This is a genomic window from Pseudomarimonas salicorniae (assembly GCF_023156535.1).
Classification (GTDB): Bacteria; Pseudomonadota; Gammaproteobacteria; order Xanthomonadales; family Xanthomonadaceae; genus Pseudomarimonas; species Pseudomarimonas salicorniae.
On sequence record NZ_JALNMH010000002.1, the window covers coordinates 250,146 to 268,682 of the forward strand.

Annotated in this window: 12 protein-coding genes; 8 read left to right on the forward strand and 4 right to left on the reverse strand. The window is 69.0% G+C overall.

Going from position 1 to position 18,537, the window contains the following annotated elements; all coding sequences use genetic code 11:
• The first annotated feature begins 457 nt into the window (after nt 1-457).
• Nucleotides 458-1,738: a phosphoribosylamine--glycine ligase gene (purD, locus tag M0G41_RS03565; protein WP_248205091.1), complete on the forward strand. Its 1,281-nt coding sequence runs from the start codon at nt 458-460 to the stop codon at nt 1,736-1,738.
• A 202-nt stretch (nt 1,739-1,940) separates the two neighbouring features.
• Here the strand turns inward: purD and M0G41_RS03570 are convergent, their stop codons facing one another.
• Nucleotides 1,941-3,788 carry a SpoIIE family protein phosphatase gene (locus tag M0G41_RS03570; RefSeq protein WP_248205092.1) on the reverse strand — a complete coding sequence of 616 codons (1,848 nt, stop codon included), beginning with the start codon at nt 3,786-3,788 and terminating at the stop codon, nt 1,941-1,943.
• Between the two features lie 142 nt (nt 3,789-3,930).
• Here M0G41_RS03570 and M0G41_RS03575 point away from each other — a divergent pair, with 142 nt between their 5' ends.
• Entirely contained in the window at nt 3,931-5,814 is a 1,884-nt protein-coding gene (locus M0G41_RS03575; RefSeq protein ID WP_248205094.1) for an MFS transporter, read from the forward strand.
• Nucleotides 5,815-6,165: 351 nt separating this feature from the next.
• Here the strand turns inward: M0G41_RS03575 and M0G41_RS03580 are convergent, their stop codons facing one another.
• Entirely contained in the window at nt 6,166-6,735 is a 570-nt protein-coding gene (locus M0G41_RS03580; RefSeq protein ID WP_248205096.1) for a Pycsar system effector family protein, read from the reverse strand.
• 33 nt (nt 6,736-6,768) lie between these two features.
• Between M0G41_RS03580 and M0G41_RS03585 the strand changes: the two genes are divergently transcribed.
• Entirely contained in the window at nt 6,769-7,629 is an 861-nt protein-coding gene (locus M0G41_RS03585; RefSeq protein ID WP_248205098.1) for an alpha/beta hydrolase, read from the forward strand.
• Here M0G41_RS03585 and M0G41_RS03590 read toward each other — a convergent pair.
• Entirely contained in the window at nt 7,595-8,254 is a 660-nt protein-coding gene (locus M0G41_RS03590) for a QsdR family transcriptional regulator (RefSeq protein ID WP_248205100.1), read from the reverse strand. The two genes, M0G41_RS03585 and M0G41_RS03590, sit on opposite strands and share 35 nt — an antisense overlap.
• A 125-nt stretch (nt 8,255-8,379) precedes the next feature.
• Between M0G41_RS03590 and M0G41_RS03595 the strand changes: the two genes are divergently transcribed.
• The 4 genes from M0G41_RS03595 to M0G41_RS03610 all read left to right on the forward strand — a co-directional run bounded on the left by M0G41_RS03595 (nt 8,380) and on the right by M0G41_RS03610 (nt 15,012).
• Nucleotides 8,380-10,179, forward strand: a complete 1,800-nt coding sequence (locus M0G41_RS03595) for an acyl-CoA dehydrogenase (protein ID WP_248205103.1) — start codon at nt 8,380-8,382, stop codon at nt 10,177-10,179.
• A 65-nt stretch (nt 10,180-10,244) separates the two neighbouring features.
• Nucleotides 10,245-13,475, forward strand: a complete 3,231-nt coding sequence (locus M0G41_RS03600; RefSeq protein ID WP_248205104.1) for a ligand-binding sensor domain-containing diguanylate cyclase — start codon at nt 10,245-10,247, stop codon at nt 13,473-13,475.
• Between the two features lie 171 nt (nt 13,476-13,646).
• Nucleotides 13,647-14,597 carry a DNA-binding transcriptional regulator OxyR gene (oxyR, locus tag M0G41_RS03605; protein WP_248205107.1) on the forward strand — a complete coding sequence of 317 codons (951 nt, stop codon included), beginning with the start codon at nt 13,647-13,649 and terminating at the stop codon, nt 14,595-14,597.
• 106 nt (nt 14,598-14,703) lie between these two features.
• The gene (locus M0G41_RS03610) at nt 14,704-15,012 is read left to right on the forward strand and encodes a hypothetical protein (protein WP_248205109.1); all 309 of its coding nucleotides are present in this window, start codon (nt 14,704-14,706) and stop codon (nt 15,010-15,012) included.
• Nucleotides 15,013-15,231: 219 nt separating this feature from the next.
• Here the strand turns inward: M0G41_RS03610 and M0G41_RS03615 are convergent, their stop codons facing one another.
• Complete coding sequence (locus tag M0G41_RS03615) at nt 15,232-16,524, reverse strand: adenylosuccinate synthase (protein WP_248205110.1); 1,293 nt, start codon at nt 16,522-16,524, stop codon at nt 15,232-15,234.
• Between the two features lie 570 nt (nt 16,525-17,094).
• Between M0G41_RS03615 and ccoN the strand changes: the two genes are divergently transcribed.
• Nucleotides 17,095-18,528, forward strand: a complete 1,434-nt coding sequence (gene ccoN, locus M0G41_RS03620) for a cytochrome-c oxidase, cbb3-type subunit I (RefSeq protein WP_248205112.1) — start codon at nt 17,095-17,097, stop codon at nt 18,526-18,528.
• The last annotated feature ends 9 nt before the right edge of the window (nt 18,529-18,537 follow it).

Genomic DNA, 18,537 nt, shown 5'->3' on the forward strand with positions numbered 1-18,537 from the left:
GTCGGGCAAGCCTTTTCAGGCGGCGTGTCGCGGAACGCGGCCCTCGAATCTCAAAGACCTCAACGCGCGTGGGTCCCGTGTGCAGCGCCGAGTAGCGCAGGAAACCGGCGGGGAAAGGCGTGGATGTTTGAGCGCATGGATGCGCGAGTTCACGCCGGCCGCCGGGTTCCGAGCAACGCAGGGCACCGGCATTGCGCAGCAATGACGGCGCGGAAGTCGGGTCGGCTTCTCTTTGGTTACTTTCTCTTGCCGACCAAGAGAAAGTGACTCGGGCCGACCGCAGGTCGGTCTGAAAGCTCTTGATCCTGTTCTTGATCTGGCTTCGCCCGAAAGGCCCATTCGCCGGCCAGGGCGGACGGCAAGGATGCGCCCAATCCAGCCGCCCGAACCAACCCTCCAGGCCGCGGCGGGGCCGCGGCCGTTACAATGCGCGCCTTTCCCGCCTCGGGTGCTTGTGATGAAGGTACTGCTGATCGGATCGGGTGGGCGCGAGCACGCGCTGGCCTGGAAGCTGGCGCAATCGGAGCGCGTGCAGGAGGTGCTGGTCGCACCGGGCAATGCCGGCACGGCGCGCGAGGACAAATGCCGCAACGTGCCGGTCAAGGCCACCGATCTCGACGCGCTGGTCGACCTCGCCCGCGCCGAGCAGGTGGCGCTAACCGTGGTCGGACCGGAGGCACCTCTGGTCGCCGGCATCGTCGACCGCTTCCGCGAGGCCGGGCTCCGCATTTTCGGACCGACCGCAGGGGCGGCCCAGCTTGAAGGCAGCAAGGCCTTCGCCAAGGACTTCCTGCGCCGTCACAACATCCCCACGGCCGCCTACGAGGTGTTCACCGAGGTGGCGCCGGCGATCGCCTACCTGCGCCGGCGCCGGGCGCCGATCGTGGTCAAGGCCGATGGCCTGGCCGCCGGCAAGGGCGTGATCGTCGCCAAGACGCTGGACGTGGCCGAAGCCGCGGTCCACGAGATGCTTTCCGGCAATGCCTTCGGCGAGGCCGGCGCGCGGGTGGTGATCGAGGAGTTCCTCGAGGGCGAGGAGGCCAGCTTCATCTGTATGGTCGACGGCCTTCATGCGCTGCCCATGGCGACCAGCCAGGACCACAAGCGGGTCGGCGACGGTGACAGCGGTCCGAACACCGGCGGCATGGGCGCCTATTCGCCGGCGCCGGTGGTCGACGAGGCGGTGCACAAGCGGGTCATGCGCGACGTCATCGAGCCCACCGTGCGCGGCATGGCCGAGGACGGTCACCCGTTCACCGGCTTCCTCTACGCCGGACTGATGATCGACGAGACCGGCGCACCGCGGGTGATCGAGTTCAACGTGCGTTTCGGCGACCCGGAGACGCAGCCGGTGATGATGCGGCTGGAGTCGGATCTGGTGGACCTGGTCGAGGCCGCGCTCGATGGCCGCCTCGACAGCGCCCGCGCCGAGTGGGACCCGCGCCCGGCGCTTGGCGTGGTGATGGCCGCCGCCCGCTACCCCAACGCACCGCGCACCGGCGACCTGATCGAGGGCCTGGACGCCAAGCTCCCGAAGGGTAGCAAGCTGTTCCACGCCGGAACCGCCCTTGACGACTCCGGCCGCGTGGTCACCGCGGGCGGCCGCGTGCTTTGCGCCACCGCGCTCGGCGAGGACATCGAGGAAGCCCGCGAAACGGCCTACGCGGCCGTCAAGCAGGTCCACTGGGAAGGCGCCTTCCATCGCAGCGACATCGGCTGGCGCGCGCTCGACCGCTAGGCGGCGCGGGGGCGGTTCGGGCGCAAAGCGGCCATTGCCGCAGTCAAACTGTGGGAGCGCCCTTGGGCGCGACCGCGGCGCTTCGGATTCACCTCGGACCGCGGCCAGAGCGGAACTCCGCGGTCGCGCCCAAGGGCACTCCCACAGAACATCGGCCCAATTGATGCACCGGGGCGAAGGCGAACGTGGCGCCCGCCCCGCCCTAGCCCAACCCATCCGCCAGACTGCCGGGCCGCAGCCAGGCAAGGCACATGACCGTGATGTCGTCGGACTGCTCGGCGCCGCGCGCGAAGGCCTGGACGGCATCGACCACGGCGGCGTCGATGGCTGCTGCGTCACCGCTGGCTGCGGACAGTGACTCGACCAGGCGGGCGTAGCCGAACTCGACGTTGTCCGGGTCCATGGCCTCGTTGACGCCATCGGTGTAGATGAACAGGCGGTCGCCCGGCTGCAGGTGCAGGCGGGTCGAGGCGTAGGGCAGGCCGTCCATGGCGCCAAGCACGACCTGCTGCTCGAGGCGCAGCTCGCGCACGCTGCGCTGCGGACCCTCGATCAGCATCGGCGGGTTGTGTCCGGCATTGACCAGTTCCAGCTCGCCGCTGGCGGTGTCCAGCACCCCGAACAGGGCGGTGACGAACATCGATTCGTCATTGCCGGCACTCAACTCGTCGTTGGCGCGGGCGACGATCTCGCCGGGGTCGCTGAATACGCTGGCCGCGGTCTTGATCACGCTCTTGGCCTTGACCATGAACAGGCCCGCCGGCACGCCCTTGCCGGACACGTCGGCGATCACGAAGGCCAGCCGATGCGTATCCAGCCAGAAGAAGTCATAGAAGTCGCCACCCACGGTCTTGGCGGGAATCAGCTGGGCATGCAGGTCGACCACACCGGCACCGTCGCCGAAGTCCCGCGAAAGCATGCTGGACTGGATCGAGGCGGCCAGCTTCAGCGATGCGTCGATCTCGCGGATGTACTTGCGCTCCTTCTCCGCCGCCGCTTCCAGGGCGCGCAACATGTCGTTCATCTCGCGGCCGAGGTGACCGATCTCGTCGCGGCCCTCTGCGCTGGTCCGAAGGCGCAGGTCGCTGCTGCGGCTGATCTGGTTGACCTCGGCGCTGAGCTGCAGGATCCGGCGCAGGACCACGTTGTTCAACAGCAGGACCAGGGCGGCGAGGATGGCCACCGCCGCCAGCATGAAGACGCCGAGCAGGTAGCGCAGGCTGAGCTGGCCCTGACGATGGATCGGTCGGTCCTGGCTGACCTCGACCAGCGCCAGGGTCTCGCCACCCGGCCCCTCGATCAGGAAGTAGCCGGCGATCCGCTCTTCGCCGAGGGCCTTGATCAGGCTTCCCGACGGGGAGCGACCGAGTGCGACAGCAAGGCGCGCCGGCTCGCCCTGCCAGCCCTCCGGCCCGGCAGGACTCACGGCAAGGCTCAGCCCGACGCGATCCGACAGCCGGGCCATGAAGTCCTCGTCCAGCAGGCGGACAAGGATCACGCTGCCGCGACTCGCCCGCTGCTCATCGCTGTCGAGCACCGGGGATCCCGCCATGATCAGCAGCTGGCCACCGTCGGCGAGCAAGCCGACCTGGCCACCGGCCTCCTTGGACGGGGCAGCGAGCGCAGGATGGGCGTCGATCAGGGCGCGCATCCGTGCGTCGGGCTCGATGGTGGCGTCTTCCGCGCCCGGATCGAGCTGCTCGCCGAAGCGGATCCCGCCGGCGTGGGCGCGCACGGCCAGCAGGTCGATGCCGAGGCGCTCCAGCCCCTCGGCGCCGAGGCGCAGGCTGCGCTCGACGAAGCCGGAATCGCCGCTTTCCATCCAGTCGTAGAGATCGGTCCAGGAGCCCCAGTCGCGGGCGCTGGCGCGCACCGCCTGCATCTCCTGCTCCAGCGCCGCGCGCACCCGCTGCACGTTGCGCTGCATGTGCTGCTCCTCGATCTGCGCGAAGCCGCGCGAGATGACGCCCGACATCAGCAGGTACAGGGCGGTCAACAACAGCGCCATGACCGGCACCAGCACGGCGATCACCTTCATGCGCAGGGACACGGGGACTCCTCGGGGGACGGCGGATGCCGGGGCGCCGCCAAGCTAATCGGCGACCGCCGGCACGGCAAGGGCGTTCGGGGCGGGAATTTCCCGCCCCGAACGGCAGCATTGCTATGCTCGCCCGTCAGCGCCCGGAGGCCCCATGTCTGGTCAGAGCCAGTTCGCCCTGCTGCAGTCCCGCCGCTTCCTGCCCTTCTTCTGCACCCAGGCGCTGGGCGCCTTCAACGACAACGTATTCAAGAATGCGCTGATCATCCTGATCGCGTTCCAGGGCGCCACCCTTGCCGGCCTTGCCTCGACCGAACTCACCATCGCCGCCGCCGGCATCTTCATCCTGCCGTTCTTCCTGTTCTCGGCGACCTTCGGCCAGCTCGCCGACAAGTACGACAAGTCGCGGCTGATCCGCGCGGCCAAGCTGCTCGAGATCGGGGTGATGGGCCTTGCCGCACTGGGCTTTGCCCTCGGCTCGATCGAGCTGCTGCTCGGCGTGCTGTTCCTGATGGGCACGCAGAGCACGCTGTTCGGCCCGGCCAAGTACGGCATCCTGCCCCAGCACCTCGCCCCCGAGGAGCTGGTCGGCGGCAATGGCCTGATCGAAAGCGCGACCTTCCTGACCATCCTGCTCGGTACGATGACCGGCGGCATCCTGATCGCCCTGCAGCCGAGCGGCCCGATCATCGTCTCGGTCAGCGTGGTCCTGATTGCGGTCATCGGCTATCTGGCCAGCCGGGCCATCCCGCCGGCCCCGCCCAGCGCCCCCGACCTTGCGATCAACTGGAATCCGCTGAGCGAGACCTGGCGCAACCTGCGCTTCCTGTCCGGCAACCGGACGGTGTTCCTCTCGGTGCTGGGGATCAGCTGGTTCTGGTTCTTCGGCGCCACCATCCTCCAGGTCCTGCCGAGCTATACCAAGGACATCCTCGGCGGCAGCGAGCAGGTGGCCACCCTCGTGCTGGTGCTGTTCTCGCTCGGCATCGGTATCGGCTCCCTGCTCTGCGAGAAGCTCTCGCATCGCACGGTCGAGATCGGCCTTGTTCCGCTCGGTGCGGCCGGCATGACCCTGTTTGGCGTCGACCTGTACCTGGCCCATCCCGAGGCAGCCGGCGCGCTGGACCTCGGCGCCCGGGCCTTCGCCGAGCGCGAGGGCAGCTGGCGGGTCATGCTCGACCTGGTGCTGATCGGCCTGTTCGGCGGCTTCTTCATCGTGCCGCTGTACGCCCTGGTGCAGCAGCGCGCCGAGCGCGCGCACATCTCCCGCGTGATTGCCGGCAACAACATCCTCAATGCCGCCTTCATGGTGGTCTCGGCCCTGCTGTCCATCCTGTTGCTGAAGTGGCTGACGATCCCCGAGCTGCTGCTGGCCACCGCCCTGCTCAATGCGGTGGTGGCCGTCTACATCTTCAGCCTGGTGCCCGAGTTCGCCATGCGCTTCGTCGCCTGGGGCCTGGTCAACCTGCTCTATCGGGTCGAGGTCCGCGGCGTCGAGCGGCATGTGCCGGACGAGGGGCCGGCGCTGCTGGTCTGCAACCACGTGAGCTATGTCGACGCCCTGGTGCTGGGCGGCTCGATCCCGCGGCCGGTGCGCTTCGTCATGTACTACAAGATCCACCGGATCCCGCTGCTCGGCTGGCTGTTCCGCACGGCGCGGACCATCCCCATCGCCGGGGCCAAGGAAGATCCGGCGCTGATGGAGAAGGCCTTCGAGGAGGTGCGCTCCGCCCTGCGCGCCGGCGAGATCGTCGGCATCTTCCCCGAGGGCGCGCTGACCCGCGATGGCCAGATCGCGCCGTTCCGCGGGGGCGTCGAGCGGATTCTCGCCGAGACCCCGGTGGCGGTGGTGCCGATGGCCATCACCGGGCTCTGGGAGAGCATGTGGAGCCGGCGCGATTCGCGGCTCGGCCGCATGCGCGTGCCGCGGAGGCTGCGCGCGCACATCGGGGTGGTGGCGGGCCCCGCCCTGCCGCCGACCTCCAGCGCGGCCGAGCTTGAGGAAGCGGTCCGCGCCCTGCGTGGGGATCGCGCCTAGCTCGGCAGCCCTGCCCAGCCCGGCCCCGAGCCGTTCGTGCCGAGGTATCGAAGCACGAACGGCCTGCCGAGAGCCGAGGCTTCGCCCTTCGATACCTCAGGGCGAACGGCTTCGTTGAGCTGAGAGATGCGTTGGTGTTCGCCCGTCCGGGTCCATCAACGCGCCCAGCCACGCCGCGTGCATTCCACCCCGGAGTCCCGACCGCCCCGCAGCCGTTCGTGCTGAGGTATCGAAGCACGAACGGCCTGTCTAGGTCCGAGGCTTCCCCCTTCGATACCTCAGGGCGAACGGCTTCGTCGTGCGGTAGGAGGCCTTGCCCTGCGGATCAAGACCGCTGCCGGGGCGGGAGGCCTACGTCCACGCCGCCACCACCGTATACAGCTGCGCTACGCAGGCCAGCACAAAGCCGGTCAGGAAGAACAGATAGGCCATGCGCAGCCAGGGGTACTTGTGGTGGGCCAGATACATGCCGAGGCCATACACGTCCTCCAGCACGGTCTGGTAGGCACGGCCGGGCATCATCCTCGCGGCCATCTCGTCCATCCAGCGCTGCTGGTCGAGCGCGCTGAAGTGACCGAAGAACATCAGGTTGAAGCCGGGCGGAATCTCGCCCTGCAGCCGCTTCACGCCGCGAAACTTCGGCAGCACGGTGAAGATGGCGCAGAGCAGGGCCAGCATGGTGAATACCGATAGCACGATCAGGGCGAGACGGAACTCAGGGTCGTTGAGGCGGCCAAGGGCCAGGGTCAACACGATCGACGAAACCGTGATGATCATGCTCGCCTTGGTGTCGGCCATGGTCGAGAGCTGCACATGGTGCTGCTGGATCAGGCGCAGCAGGTGGTCGGAGCTGCTGCGTTCGGGCACCTGGGCCATGGTCGCGGCCGGCTTCGGTTTCAATGCCTCGACGGCTTCGCTCATACTCCCCTTCCTCGCCCTGTCCGCGCCGTGCCAATGCAAAGACTAGCAAGCCGCGCCGTCCTCGCGGCACTGATCGCGCTGCTGCCCCTGCTGGGCGGCTGCGTATCCGGCTACTTTGCCGCACTCAACCGCGGCGCGCCTCCGGCGCCGCCGAGCAGCCTGTCCTTCCTGCCGCGCCAGGACGTCGCCCTCGACGTCTTCCCGGTGCAGGGCGAAGGCGAGGCCCCGGTCGTGGTGTTCTTCTATGGCGGCCGCTGGCAGGACGGCGAGCGCGCCGACTACGCCTTTGTCGGCGAGCAGCTGGCCGCGGCGGGCATCGTGACCGTGGTCGCCGACTACCGACTCTACCCCGAGGTGCGCTTTCCGACCTTCGTCGAGGATGCCGCGGCGGCGGTGGCCTGGGCGCGCGAGAACGCTGCCCGCTACGGCGGCCGGCCGGATGCCCTGTTCGTCGCCGGCCACTCGGCCGGGGCACATATCGCGGCGCTGATCGGCAGCGATCCGCGCTATCTGGCGGCGCATGGCCTGCGGCCGAAGGACCTCGCCGGGGTGATCGGCGTGGCCGGTCCCTACGACTTCCTGCCGCTTCGCGCGGACGACCTGATCGAAATCTTCAGTGCCGACCCGGCCACACAGGCGGCCTCGCAGCCGGTCAACCACATCGACGGCGACGAGCCGCCCTTCCTGCTGCTGCATGGTGAAAGCGACCTGCTGGTCTGGGCCGAGAACAGCCGCAGGCTGAAGGCGCGCTTCGACGCGATCGGGGCCCCGGCGGAGCTGCGCCTCTATCCCGGCGTCGGCCACGTACGCATCCTCGGCTCGCTGCGCTATCCCGCGCTGGCGCCGACCCGCACCGACCTCATCGAATTCGTCCACCGCCACGCCGCTCGCTGAGCCGCGGCTCTTCGATGCGTCCGGACAGCAGCAGCTGTACGGCCAACCCGGTGTCACCGACGTCGACCTGCTGGCCGCTCAGCACGTTGGCATAGAGGAAGGATTCGCCCAGCCGGACCATCAGGTAGGCCAGGGTGTCGATGGCCAGCGGCGGCGTCCAGCTGCCGCGCCGGCGCTCGCTCTCCAGCAGGTCGCGGACGGCCGCGATGGTGCGCGCCTGCACCGGGCTGGCCTTGGAGGTGAGCAGGCGCAGGGCGAGATCGGCGTCCTGTGCGATGAAGCGGCGCAGAGGCTCGAAATCCATCATCTGCCGCACCGCGGTCTCGCAGACCATCGCGATCCGCGCCACGCCCTCGCCGCGCGTCGAGTCGGCCGCCCGCTGCAGGGTCGGCGCGCACATCGACCAGAGCACCTCGGCGAGCAGCAGGTCACGGCTGCCGACCCAGCGGAACAGGGTGGCCCGGGCCACCCCCAGCTCCTGGGCCAGCTGGCCGATGTCCAGTCGCTCACCGTCCAGCCAGCGCTTGCGCGCCAGGCGCAGCGCATCGGCCGGCGTGGCGCGCGGCTGGCCGTCGGCGCGGCGCCGGCCGCCAGCGCGGTGGGAAGGACGTTCGGCGGGACTCATGACGGGAGTCTAAGTCAGCAAGGCTTGACTGCGGATGAGTCATATTCGATAAATGACTCATCCCTTTCCCGAGTCACGGGCGCCCCGACCCTGCGCCCCGGCCGGATCGCACCCGAGGAAACACCATGAGCCACCCGACCCTGGTCGACCGCCGCCACCTGGACCTGATCCTGCACGACATGCTCGATGCCGAAGGCCTGTGCCGCTACCCGCGCTTTGCCGAGCATTCGCGGGAGATCTTCGACGCCACGATCGACCTCGCCGAACAGATCGCCGAGCAGAAGTTCGCCCCGCACAACCGCAAGTCCGACCTCAACGAGCCGCAGATGGTCGACGGCAAGGTGGTGCTGATTCCGGAGATCGAGGAGGCCCTGAGGGCCTTCAGCGAGGCCGGCTTCATGTCGATCTACGCGGCCGCGGAGGACGGCGGCATGCAGATGCCGTTCCTGATCACCTCGGCCTGCGACGCGCTGTTCGCCACCGCCAACGCCAGCACCCCGGCCTACCCGCTGCTGGCCCGCGCCGCGGCCAACCTGCTGGCTGTGTATGGCAGCGAGGAGCAGAAGCGCCTGTTCATGCGCCCGATCATCGAGGGTCGCTACTACGGCACGATGTGCCTGTCCGAGCCCCACGCCGGCTCATCGCTGGCCGACATCAAGACCGTGGCCACGCCGCATGAGGACGGCGGCTACCGCATCACGGGGTCGAAGATGTGGATCTCCGCCGGCGACCACGAGATGGGCGAGAACATCGTGCACCTCGTGCTGGCCAAGATCGCCGGTGCGCCGGCCGGGGTGAAGGGCATCAGCCTGTTCATCGTGCCGCGCTTCCGGGTCAACGAGGACGGCTCGCGCGGCGCGCGCAACGATGTGCGCCTGGCCGGCCTCAACCACAAGATGGGCCAGCGCGGCAGCGTCAATACCTTCCTCAAGTTCGGCGAGCAGGACGACTGCCACGGCTATCTGGTCGGCGAGCCGCACCAGGGTCTGGCCTACATGTTCCACATGATGAACGAGGAGCGCATCGGCGTCGGCATGGGCGCGGTGCAGCAGGGCATGGGCGGCTACCTGTACTCGCTGCAGTACGCGCGCGAGCGTCGCCAGGGCCGGCATCCGGACCAGCGCGACCCGGCCTCGCCGATGCTGCCGATCATCGAGCACGCCGACGTGCGTCGGATGCTGCTGCAGCAGCGCGCCTACGTCGAGGGTGCCCAGGCCCTGGGCCTGTACGCCGCTTCCCTGGTCGACCACGGGCACGAGGGCGACGAGACGACCCGCCGCGAGAGCACCCAGCTGCTCGACCTGCTGACCCCGATCGTCAAGGCGTGGTCGTCCGACTGGTGTCTGAAGGCCAACGAGCTGGCGGTGCAGGTGCTGGGCGGCTACGGCTACACCCGCGAGTATCCGGTCGAGCAGTACTACCGCGACAACCGGATCAATCCGATCCACGAAGGCACCAACGGCATTCAGGCGCTCGACCTGCTCGGTCGCAAGGCGATGCAGGCGCAGGGCGCCGGCCTGAAGCTGCTGCTGCAGCGCATCGAGGCCTGCTGCGCCGCGGCCGAGAACGATGCCGCTCTTGCGCCCTACGCCGCGGCCCTGCGCGAGGCCGCCGCGCTCTGCGCACGCACCACCCTTGAGGCCGGCAAGCGGATCGCCGAAGGCGAGGTCCGAGCGGTGCTGGCCAATGCGAACTGGTACATGCAGCTGCTCGGCCATACCTGCATCGCGTGGATGTGGCTCTGGCAGGCCAGCGCCGCCGCCCGACGCGCCGCGGCGCAGCCGGCCCTCGCCGAGTTCGCCGCCGGCAAGCTCGCCACCTGCCGCTTCTTCTTCGCCACCGAGCTGCCGCAGATCGAGCACTGGGCGCGGCTGGTGTCCGACGTCGACCGCAGCGCGCTGGAGATGCCGGAGAGCGGCTTCTAGGGAGCCTTCAGGGCGAGCCCGACGGCCTGCTGGGCAGGCTGCCGGCGCTCGCCTACCATTCGCACATGTCACGCTGGCTTCGGGCGCTCGCCCGGCTCTTCCTGCTGTTCGCGATTCCGTGCTGCGCCCCCGCGTCCGCCGAACCGCCGCGCTTTACCAGCGTCGCCCCGCAGCAGATCCCGAGCGGGGTGATCTCCTCGCTGACCGAGGACAGCCGCGGCTTCCTGTGGCTGGGCACGCCGGCCGGCCTGGTCCGCTACGACGGGTACCGCTTCCGCACCCACGGCGACCACTGGAGCCTGCCCGGCAGCGAGGCCGCGCTGTTCGTACGCTCCCTGCTCGCCGAGCCCGAAGGCGGCCGGCTCTGGGTCGGGACCGATTTCGCCGGCCTGCTTCGCTACGACCCGATGCTCGGTCGCCTGCGCCGGGTGCCGCTCACACACGCACATGCGCCACTGTCCATCAATGCGCTGGCCCTGGAATCCGACGGCACCCTGTGGGCCGGCAGCGACGGTGAGGGACTGTTCCGCCGCGAAGCCGATGGCGGGGTGCACCGATTCGAGGCTGGCCCCGCTTCCGGGCTGCTGGACGATCGCATCGACAGCCTGCTGCTGGACCATCGCGGAAGCCTCTGGGTCGGCAGCTGGAGTGGCCTTCTGCGCTTCGACAAGGCCGGCGGGCGCTTCGAGACGGTCACTCTCGAGGCCGGACGGGGCGAACCCCGAATCAGCGCGCTGTACGAGGACAATGGCGGGCGGATCTGGATCGGCACGCGGCAGGGCGCTCTGTACCGCTGGGATGCGCAGCGCGGCGTCGAGCGACTGGGCGAGGCCGGCAGGGCCTCGCCAGCCGTGGTGTTCACCTTCCTGCAAACAGACGAAGACACGCTCTGGGTCGGCCGCGGCGATGGCATCGAGATCCGTTCGCTCGACAGCGGGGCGGTGCGCGCCAAGCTGCGGCACCGTCCCGATGTCGAGCACGGCCTGGCCGGCAACGAGGTGCGCGCGCTGATCCGTGACCGCGGCGGCCTGATCTGGGTGGCCGGCTACGGCGGCGGCCTGCAGCGACACAATCCACATAACGCCGCGTTCCGCGTCCACGACCGCCACAGCCGCCTCGGCCGGCTGCTCGGCGACCCCAACATCCGCGCCATCGCCTCGCTGCGCGACGGCCGCTTCCTCCTCGGCAGCCAGGACCGGGGCGTCGCCCTGGTAGCAGCCGACCTCGCACCGATCGACCTGCTGCGCGACGCATCGGGTCGCCCGCTGTTCGATGGCACCCGCATCTCGGGCCTGGCCGAGGATGCCGACAGCAGCTGGTGGATCGGCGGTGATGCCGGGCTGTATCGCCTGCGCGAGGGTTCGCAGGCGCTTGAGACCGTTGACCTCGGCGCGCGGCGGATACGTCGCCTGGGGCCCGCGGCCGACGGCGGCGTCTGGGTGGCCACCGAGGCTGGACTGCTGCGGGCCCGTGCCGGCGAGACGATGGCGACCGCCCTGCCGGTGGCCGACGGGCCGGCACTCGACCGGGACGTCAATGCTATGGCCTATGACGAGGCCGGCACGCTCTGGATCGGCGGCGACCAGGGCCTGCTGCGCCTGCCGGCGACGGCGCAGCAGGCCGGATGGGTGCCGGTGCAGCACGCGCTGCGCCGCGACAACCACGACGTGCTGGGGCTGCTGGTCGACGCCGAAGGCGCGCTCTGGTTCGACACGCCCCGCGGCCTGTTCCGGCGCACGGGTGACGCCGAGGGAGGGGGGCAGGTCAAGGCCGTGGGCATCGAGCTCGGTGCTCCGCCAAGACCCTTCGGCGCCAACCTCCTGGCCGATTCCCGGGGACGCATCTGGACCCAGCACCACATGCTCGACCCCGACGCCGGTCGGCTGGTGGCGCTTGGCCCGGCCGACGGCGTCGACATCGGTTCCGCCTGGTTCCGCGCCTATGCCCGCGGCCGCGACGGCAGCCTGCTGTTCGGCGGCAGCCGCGGCCTCCTGCACGTAGAGCCGGATCGCTACCGCCTGCCCGACTACGACGCCCCGCTGGTGATCAGCGAGCTGCTGCTCGACGGCGAGCCCCTTCCGGTGCCCGAAGACCGCGCCCTCGCCATGAGCCCTGGCCAGCGCCGGCTGAGCGTGGAGTTCGCCGCCCTCGACTACAGCGCCCCGGAGCAGCTGCGCTACCGGCACCGGATCAGCGGCGAATCACCTCAATGGCAGGAGACCGATGCCGCCTACCGCCGGGTGATCCTCGCCAACCTCGACCCCGGCAGCTACCAGCTCGAAGTGGAGGCCAGCGACCGGCATGGTCGCTGGACCGCGCAGCGCATCGTGCTTTCGGTCGAGGTCATCCCGGCCTGGTGGCAGCGCCGGATGGTCCATGCCCTGGCCGCGGCGCTGGTCCTGGCGGTCGGCCTGCTGCTGCTGAACCGGCGCAACCGCCGCCAGCGCCTGCGCGAGGCGCAGCTGGAACTGCGTGTTGAGGAACGAACCCGCGAGCTGCAGGCGCTGTCGGCGCGGCTCAAGGAGAAGTCGGATGCCCTGGAGCAGGCCAGTCTCACCGACCCGCTGACCGGGCTTCGCAACCGGCGCTTCTTCGCCGAGCACATCGACGAGGACGTGATGCGCAGCCGTCGACGCCATCGCGCCGCGCTTGACCGAGGCGAGGCGCCGCGCAACGCCGACCTGGTGTTCTTCCTCGTCGACCTCGACCATTTCAAACAGGTCAACGACGAACACGGCCATGCGGCCGGCGACGCCGTGCTGATCCAGATGCGCGAGCGGCTGCAGGCCTGCTTCCGTGATATCGACCACCTGGTCCGCTGGGGCGGCGAGGAGTTCCTGGTCGTGTCTCGCGACAGCGACCGCCAGCGCGCCGCCGAGCTTGCCGGGCGCGCGGTCCGCGCGGTGGCCGACTTCGCCTTCGAACTGCCCGGACCGCGCCGGCTGCGCTGTACCTGCTCGGTAGGCTATGCAGCCCTGCCCCTGCAGCCCGCCCACCCGGAACGGCATGGCTGGGCCGAGGCCGTGGAACTGGCCGATCTCGCCCTGTATGCGGTCAAGCATGCCGGGCGAAACGGTTGGGTCGGCATCGAGGCGACGGGTGACGCGCCGCTATCCGAAGCGCTTCCGCGCGAGGCCGCCGGTCTGATCGCCAGGGGGGTGCTGCGCCTGCGCAGCTCGATCGCCGAGCCCGCCCTGCGCGAGGCCCTGGAGACGCTGGTCCCTTCGCCTGGCCTCGACCGCGAGCCCGAGGGAAGGGCGGACGGCGGGGCGGGAGTGGACACCCCGCCGTCCTGACGCGCCGAACCGGGGGGAGGTTCGCGGACGCCGAAGGCCGCCGCGGCAAGGGAGAGACCGGGCTGCTTTCAACCTCAGTCTGCTGCGACGCACAAAATCGATCAAGTTGATTGTGTTTATCCTTTCCATAGAGAAAATGGATAGATCACCCACACCGGAGCGGGAAACGGGATGAATATTCGCGACCTGCGCTACCTCGTCGCCCTGGCCGACCACAAGCACTTCGGCCGCGCTGCCGAGGCCTGCTTCGTCAGTCAGCCTACGCTGTCCACCCAGTTGAAGAAGCTGGAAGAGGAACTGGGCGTCGCCCTCGTCGAGCGCGCGCCGAGACGGATCATGCTGACCCCGGTCGGTCGTGAGGTCGCCGATCGCGCCCGCAGGATCCTTTCCGATGTCGAGCAGCTGCGCGAAGCGGCCCGCCGGGCGACCGACCCGGAAGCCGGCGCGGTACGCATCGGCCTGTTCCCGACCCTCGGCCCCTATCTGCTGCCGCACGTGGTGCCGCCGATCCGCAAGCGGTTTCCCAAGCTTGAGCTGCTTCTGGTCGAGGAGAAGACCGAGGTGATCCTGCGCATGCTGCGCGAGGGCAGGCTCGATGCCGGCATCCTCGCCCTGCCTGTCGGCGATGATCAGCTGCACGTCGAGCCGCTGTTCGAGGAGCCTTTCGTCCTTGCCGTGCCCGAGCTGCACCGGCTGGCCAAGGCCGGACCGCTGCGCCTGGAGGACATCGCCAACGAAAGCCTGCTGCTCCTCGAGGAGGGACACTGCCTGCGCGACCAGGCGCTCGACGTCTGCCATCTCGCGGGAGCAGAGGAGAAGGCCGAATTCCGCGCGACCAGCCTCGAGACCCTGCGCCAGATGGTGGCCGCCAACGTCGGCATCACCCTGCTTCCTGTGCTCGCGGTCAAGCCGCCGGTACCACGCTCCCCGGCGATCGAGCTGGTGCCGTTCCAGGGCACAGCGCCCAGCCGGAGGATCGCGATGATCTGGCGACGCAGTTCGGCGCTGGACGGATTCCTCGGCAAGCTGGCCGAAGTGATGCGCGACCTGCCTGCCGAGCTGTTTACGGCGCCGGGGCCGGACAAGCCACGGGGACGGGGCCGGAAGCCGGCCGCAGCCTGAACGGGGGTTCGCGAATCCGCCCGGAGTTCACGATCTTCACACTCTGGCAGCACACCCCGCGCGCCGTCGGGGTATGCTGCGGTTTCCTCGCAGCAGAGGAGCGCCCATGAACCCGCTCAGCACCGCCTCCCCGGCCACCGCCTTCGAGAATCCGCTCCGCATTGACGGGGCCCGTCCGCAGGATCCGTCCGCCGGCACGGAGCGCAGCCGCGAGCAGCAGTCCGAGCGTGCGACCCAGGCTCAAAGCGGCGTCAGCGTCGCCATCAGCGACGCCGCCCGCGAACGCGCCGGCGCCGACCTCAACGCCACCCAGGTGGTCGAGGGCGGCAACGCCAGCAGCGCCACCGGCGCCGAAACCCGCCGCGCCGACACCGACCCGCGCGGCCCGGGCAGCCTTCTAGACGTTACCGCCTGATTCGCAGCACCAGCGAACCGACGCCGCGAGGCGTCGGCTGAAGGCGTGTGGGCGCTCGTTGGGCGGCCGATTCGGGCGCGAAGCAGACATTCCACAACACCCGAATGTAGGAGCCAGCTTGCTGGCGATCGTCCCATCCGGGGCGCCTATCGCCAGCAAGCTGGCTCCTACAGCGGGGCCGTGGCGAATGCGAACTTCGCGCCCGAGTCCGCCTTTCGCTCAGGCGAACGGGTCCCTCAGCACGATATTGGCGTCGCGGTCCGGGCCGGTGGAGACCATGGCCAGCGGGCAGCCGACCAGCTCTTCCAGCGAGCGCAGGTAGGCGCGCGCGGCAGGCGGCAGCTTGGCGAACTCGGTCACCCCGTGGGTCGACTCCTGCCAGCCCGGGAATTCGAGGTATACCGGCTCGCACTCGTTCCAGCCGGCGGCGTCCAGCGGCGAGTACTCGGTCTCCTTGCCACGGTAGCGGTAGGCGATGCACATCTTGAGGCTGGGCAGTCCGTCCAGCACGTCGAGCTTGGTGATGCACAGGCCGGAGATGCCATTGATCGCCACCGCGCGCTTGAGCGCCACGAGGTCGATCCAGCCGCAGCGGCGCGGGCGGCCGGTGGTGGCGCCGAACTCGGCCCCGCGCTTGCGGATGTCCTCGCCCATCGCGTCGTCCAGCTCCGTCGGGAACGGGCCGCCACCCACGCGCGTCGCATACGCCTTGGCGATGCCGAGGACGTAGTCGATCGAATCGGCGCCGACGCCGGTGCCGGCCAGCGCCCCGCCCACCGTGGTGTTGCTCGAGGTGACGTAGGGATAGGTGCCGTGGTCGATATCGAGCAGAGCGCCCTGCGCGCCCTCGAACAGCACGCGCTTGCCCTGGCGGCGCAGGTCGTGCAGCAGGCCGGCGACGTCGGTCTTCATCGGCTCGACGTACTCGCCGAAGGCCAGCGCCTCGTCGAGCGTCTTCTGGTAGTCCACGGCCTCGACGCCGAGGTACTTGGTCAGCACGAAGTTGTGGTACTCCATCGTGCCGCGCAGCTTCTCGGCCAGCTCGTTCGGGTAGTGCAGGTCGGCCACGCGGATCCCGCGCCGGGCAACCTTGTCCTCGTAGGCCGGACCGATGCCGCGGCCGGTGGTGCCGATGGCCTTGCCACCGGCGGCCTTCTCGCGGGCCTGATCAAGGGCGATGTGGTACGGCATGATCAGCGGCGTCGCCGGGCTGATCTTCAGCCGCGAGCGCACGTCAATTCCCTCGCCCTCCAGTTCGCCGATCTCCTTCTTCAGCGCCGCCGGACTCAGCACCACGCCATTGCCGATCAGGCACAGGGTGTTCTCGCGCAGGATGCCGGACGGGATCAGGTGCAGGACGGTCTTCTTGCCGCCGATCACCAGCGTATGTCCGGCATTGTGGCCGCCCTGGAAGCGCGCCACGGCACCCACCTGCTCGGTGAGCAGGTCGACGATCTTGCCCTTGCCTTCGTCGCCCCACTGCGCGCCGATCACTACTACAGACTGACCCATGTCTCTACTCCGATTGAAATGCAATGTTGGGGGCGACGTCGCTGACTAGGTTCGCGCGTCCAGCGCTCACCAAGTCAGCCGGCCCTCGGCTCCTGCCTCGGGCGCTCAGGCCGTCTCGCGTGCCTGAACGGCACGCGAAAGCGACGGCATGAGCCCCCACTGCGCGCCGATCACCACCACTGACTGACCCATGTCTTTACTCCGATTGAAATGCAATGTTGGGGGCGACGTCGCTGACTAGGTTCGCGCGTCTGATCGCCAGCAAGCTGGCTCCTACACAGGGCGCATCCGATGTAGGAGCCAGCTTGCTGGCGAACCCCGGCCAGGACCACGAACCGGCGTGGGCGGGGCAAGGGTTTTTCCCGACGCAGGCACAGAAAAAGCCAGGACGCGGCCCGGCTTTGCGAAATTATCCCTGATTCCCACGCGCTCTGCAGGCTTTCGCCGGGACCGGCCCGGCTGCGCGACTTTGCACTGCCGATCGTGCTCCCGGCGACGACTTGACCACGGTCAAGCCCTCCCCGAGTTCCCGAACGGACAATCGCGCCACCGATTTCCGGGAAGGCAGGCATGTCCGCGACATTGCAGGAAACCTACAACGACAAGGTGGTGCGCCAATTCGCCGTCATGACTCTCGTCTGGGGCATCGTCGGCATGCTGGTGGGGGTGGTCATCGCCGCCCAGCTCTACTGGCCGTCGCTCAACTTCGACATTCCCTGGCTGACCTACTCCAGGCTCCGCCCGCTGCACACGAACGCGGTGATCTTTGCCTTCGGCGGCTGCGCCCTGTTCGCGACCAGCCTCTACTGCGTTCAGCGCACCAGCCACGCGCGGCTGATCTCCGACCGGCTCGCGGCCTTCGTGTTCTGGGGCTGGCAGGCGGTGATCGTTCTGGCCGCGATCACCCTGCCGATGGGCTGGACCCAGGGCAAGGAGTACGCCGAACTGGAATGGCCGATCGACCTGCTGATCACCGCGGTCTGGGTCGCCTACGCCGTGGTCTTCTTCGGCACGATCGCGAAGCGCCGCGTCGAGCACATCTACGTCGCCAACTGGTTCTTCGGCGCCTTCATCATCACCGTCGCGGTGCTGCACATCGTCAACAACCTGGCCCTGCCGGTGAGCCTCGGCAAGAGCTACGGCATCTACACCGGCGCGGTGGATGCCATGGTCCAGTGGTGGTATGGGCACAACGCGGTCGGCTTCTTCCTGACCGCCGGCTTCCTCGGGATCATGTACTACTTCGTACCCAAGCAGGTCGGCCGGCCGATCTACTCCTACCGGCTGTCGATCGTGCACTTCTGGGCGCTGATCGCGATCTACATGTGGGCCGGCCCGCACCACCTGCAGTACACCGCGCTGCCGGACTGGGCGCAGTCGCTCGGCATGGTGTTCTCGCTGGTCCTTCTGGCCCCGAGCTGGGGCGGCGCGATCAACGGGATCATGACCCTCTCGGGTGCCTGGCACAAACTGCGCACCGATCCGATCATCAAGTTCCTGATCGTCTCGCTGTCGTTCTACATGATGAGCACCTTCGAGGGGCCCATGATGTCGATCAAGACGGTCAACTCGCTCAGCCACTACACCGACTGGACCATCGGCCACGTGCACTCCGGCGCGCTGGGCTGGGTGGCGATGATCTCGATCGGCGCGATGTACATGCTGTACCCGAGGGTGCTGGGCCTATCGGCGATGTACTCGGTCAAGCTGATCGACACCCACTTCTGGGTGCACACCATCGGCGTCGTCTTCTACATCGCCGCGATGTGGGTGGCCGGCATCAACCAGGGCCTGATGTGGCGCGCCACCAATGCCGACGGAACGCTGACCTACAGCTTCGTCGAGTCGCTGGTCGCCACCTACCCCTACTACCTGGTCCGCTTCCTCGGCGGCGTGCTGGTCGTCGCCGGCATGCTGGTCATGGCCTGGAACGTCTGGAAGACCTTCCAGATGGCGCGGGAGGAAACCCCGGAAAGCCCGGTCCTGAAGCCGGCCCACGCCTGAGGAGCCCGC

Bases quoted from the DNA above. Each gene is read 5' to 3' on its own strand.
- purD (WP_248205091.1), top strand. From the start codon at position 458: ATGAAGGTACTGCTGATCGGATCGGGTGGGCGCGAGCACGCGCTGGCC.
- M0G41_RS03575 (WP_248205094.1), top strand. From the start codon at position 3,931: ATGTCTGGTCAGAGCCAGTTCGCCCTGCTGCAGTCCCGCCGCTTCCTG.
- M0G41_RS03580 (WP_248205096.1), bottom strand. From the start codon at position 6,735: ATGAGCGAAGCCGTCGAGGCATTGAAACCGAAGCCGGCCGCGACCATG.
- M0G41_RS03585 (WP_248205098.1), top strand. From the start codon at position 6,769: ATGCAAAGACTAGCAAGCCGCGCCGTCCTCGCGGCACTGATCGCGCTG.
- M0G41_RS03590 (WP_248205100.1), bottom strand. From the start codon at position 8,254: ATGAGTCCCGCCGAACGTCCTTCCCACCGCGCTGGCGGCCGGCGCCGC.
- M0G41_RS03595 (WP_248205103.1), top strand. From the start codon at position 8,380: ATGAGCCACCCGACCCTGGTCGACCGCCGCCACCTGGACCTGATCCTG.
- M0G41_RS03600 (WP_248205104.1), top strand. From the start codon at position 10,245: ATGTCACGCTGGCTTCGGGCGCTCGCCCGGCTCTTCCTGCTGTTCGCG.
- oxyR (WP_248205107.1), top strand. From the start codon at position 13,647: ATGAATATTCGCGACCTGCGCTACCTCGTCGCCCTGGCCGACCACAAG.
- M0G41_RS03610 (WP_248205109.1), top strand. From the start codon at position 14,704: ATGAACCCGCTCAGCACCGCCTCCCCGGCCACCGCCTTCGAGAATCCG.
- M0G41_RS03615 (WP_248205110.1), bottom strand. From the start codon at position 16,524: ATGGGTCAGTCTGTAGTAGTGATCGGCGCGCAGTGGGGCGACGAAGGC.
- ccoN (WP_248205112.1), top strand. From the start codon at position 17,095: ATGTCCGCGACATTGCAGGAAACCTACAACGACAAGGTGGTGCGCCAA.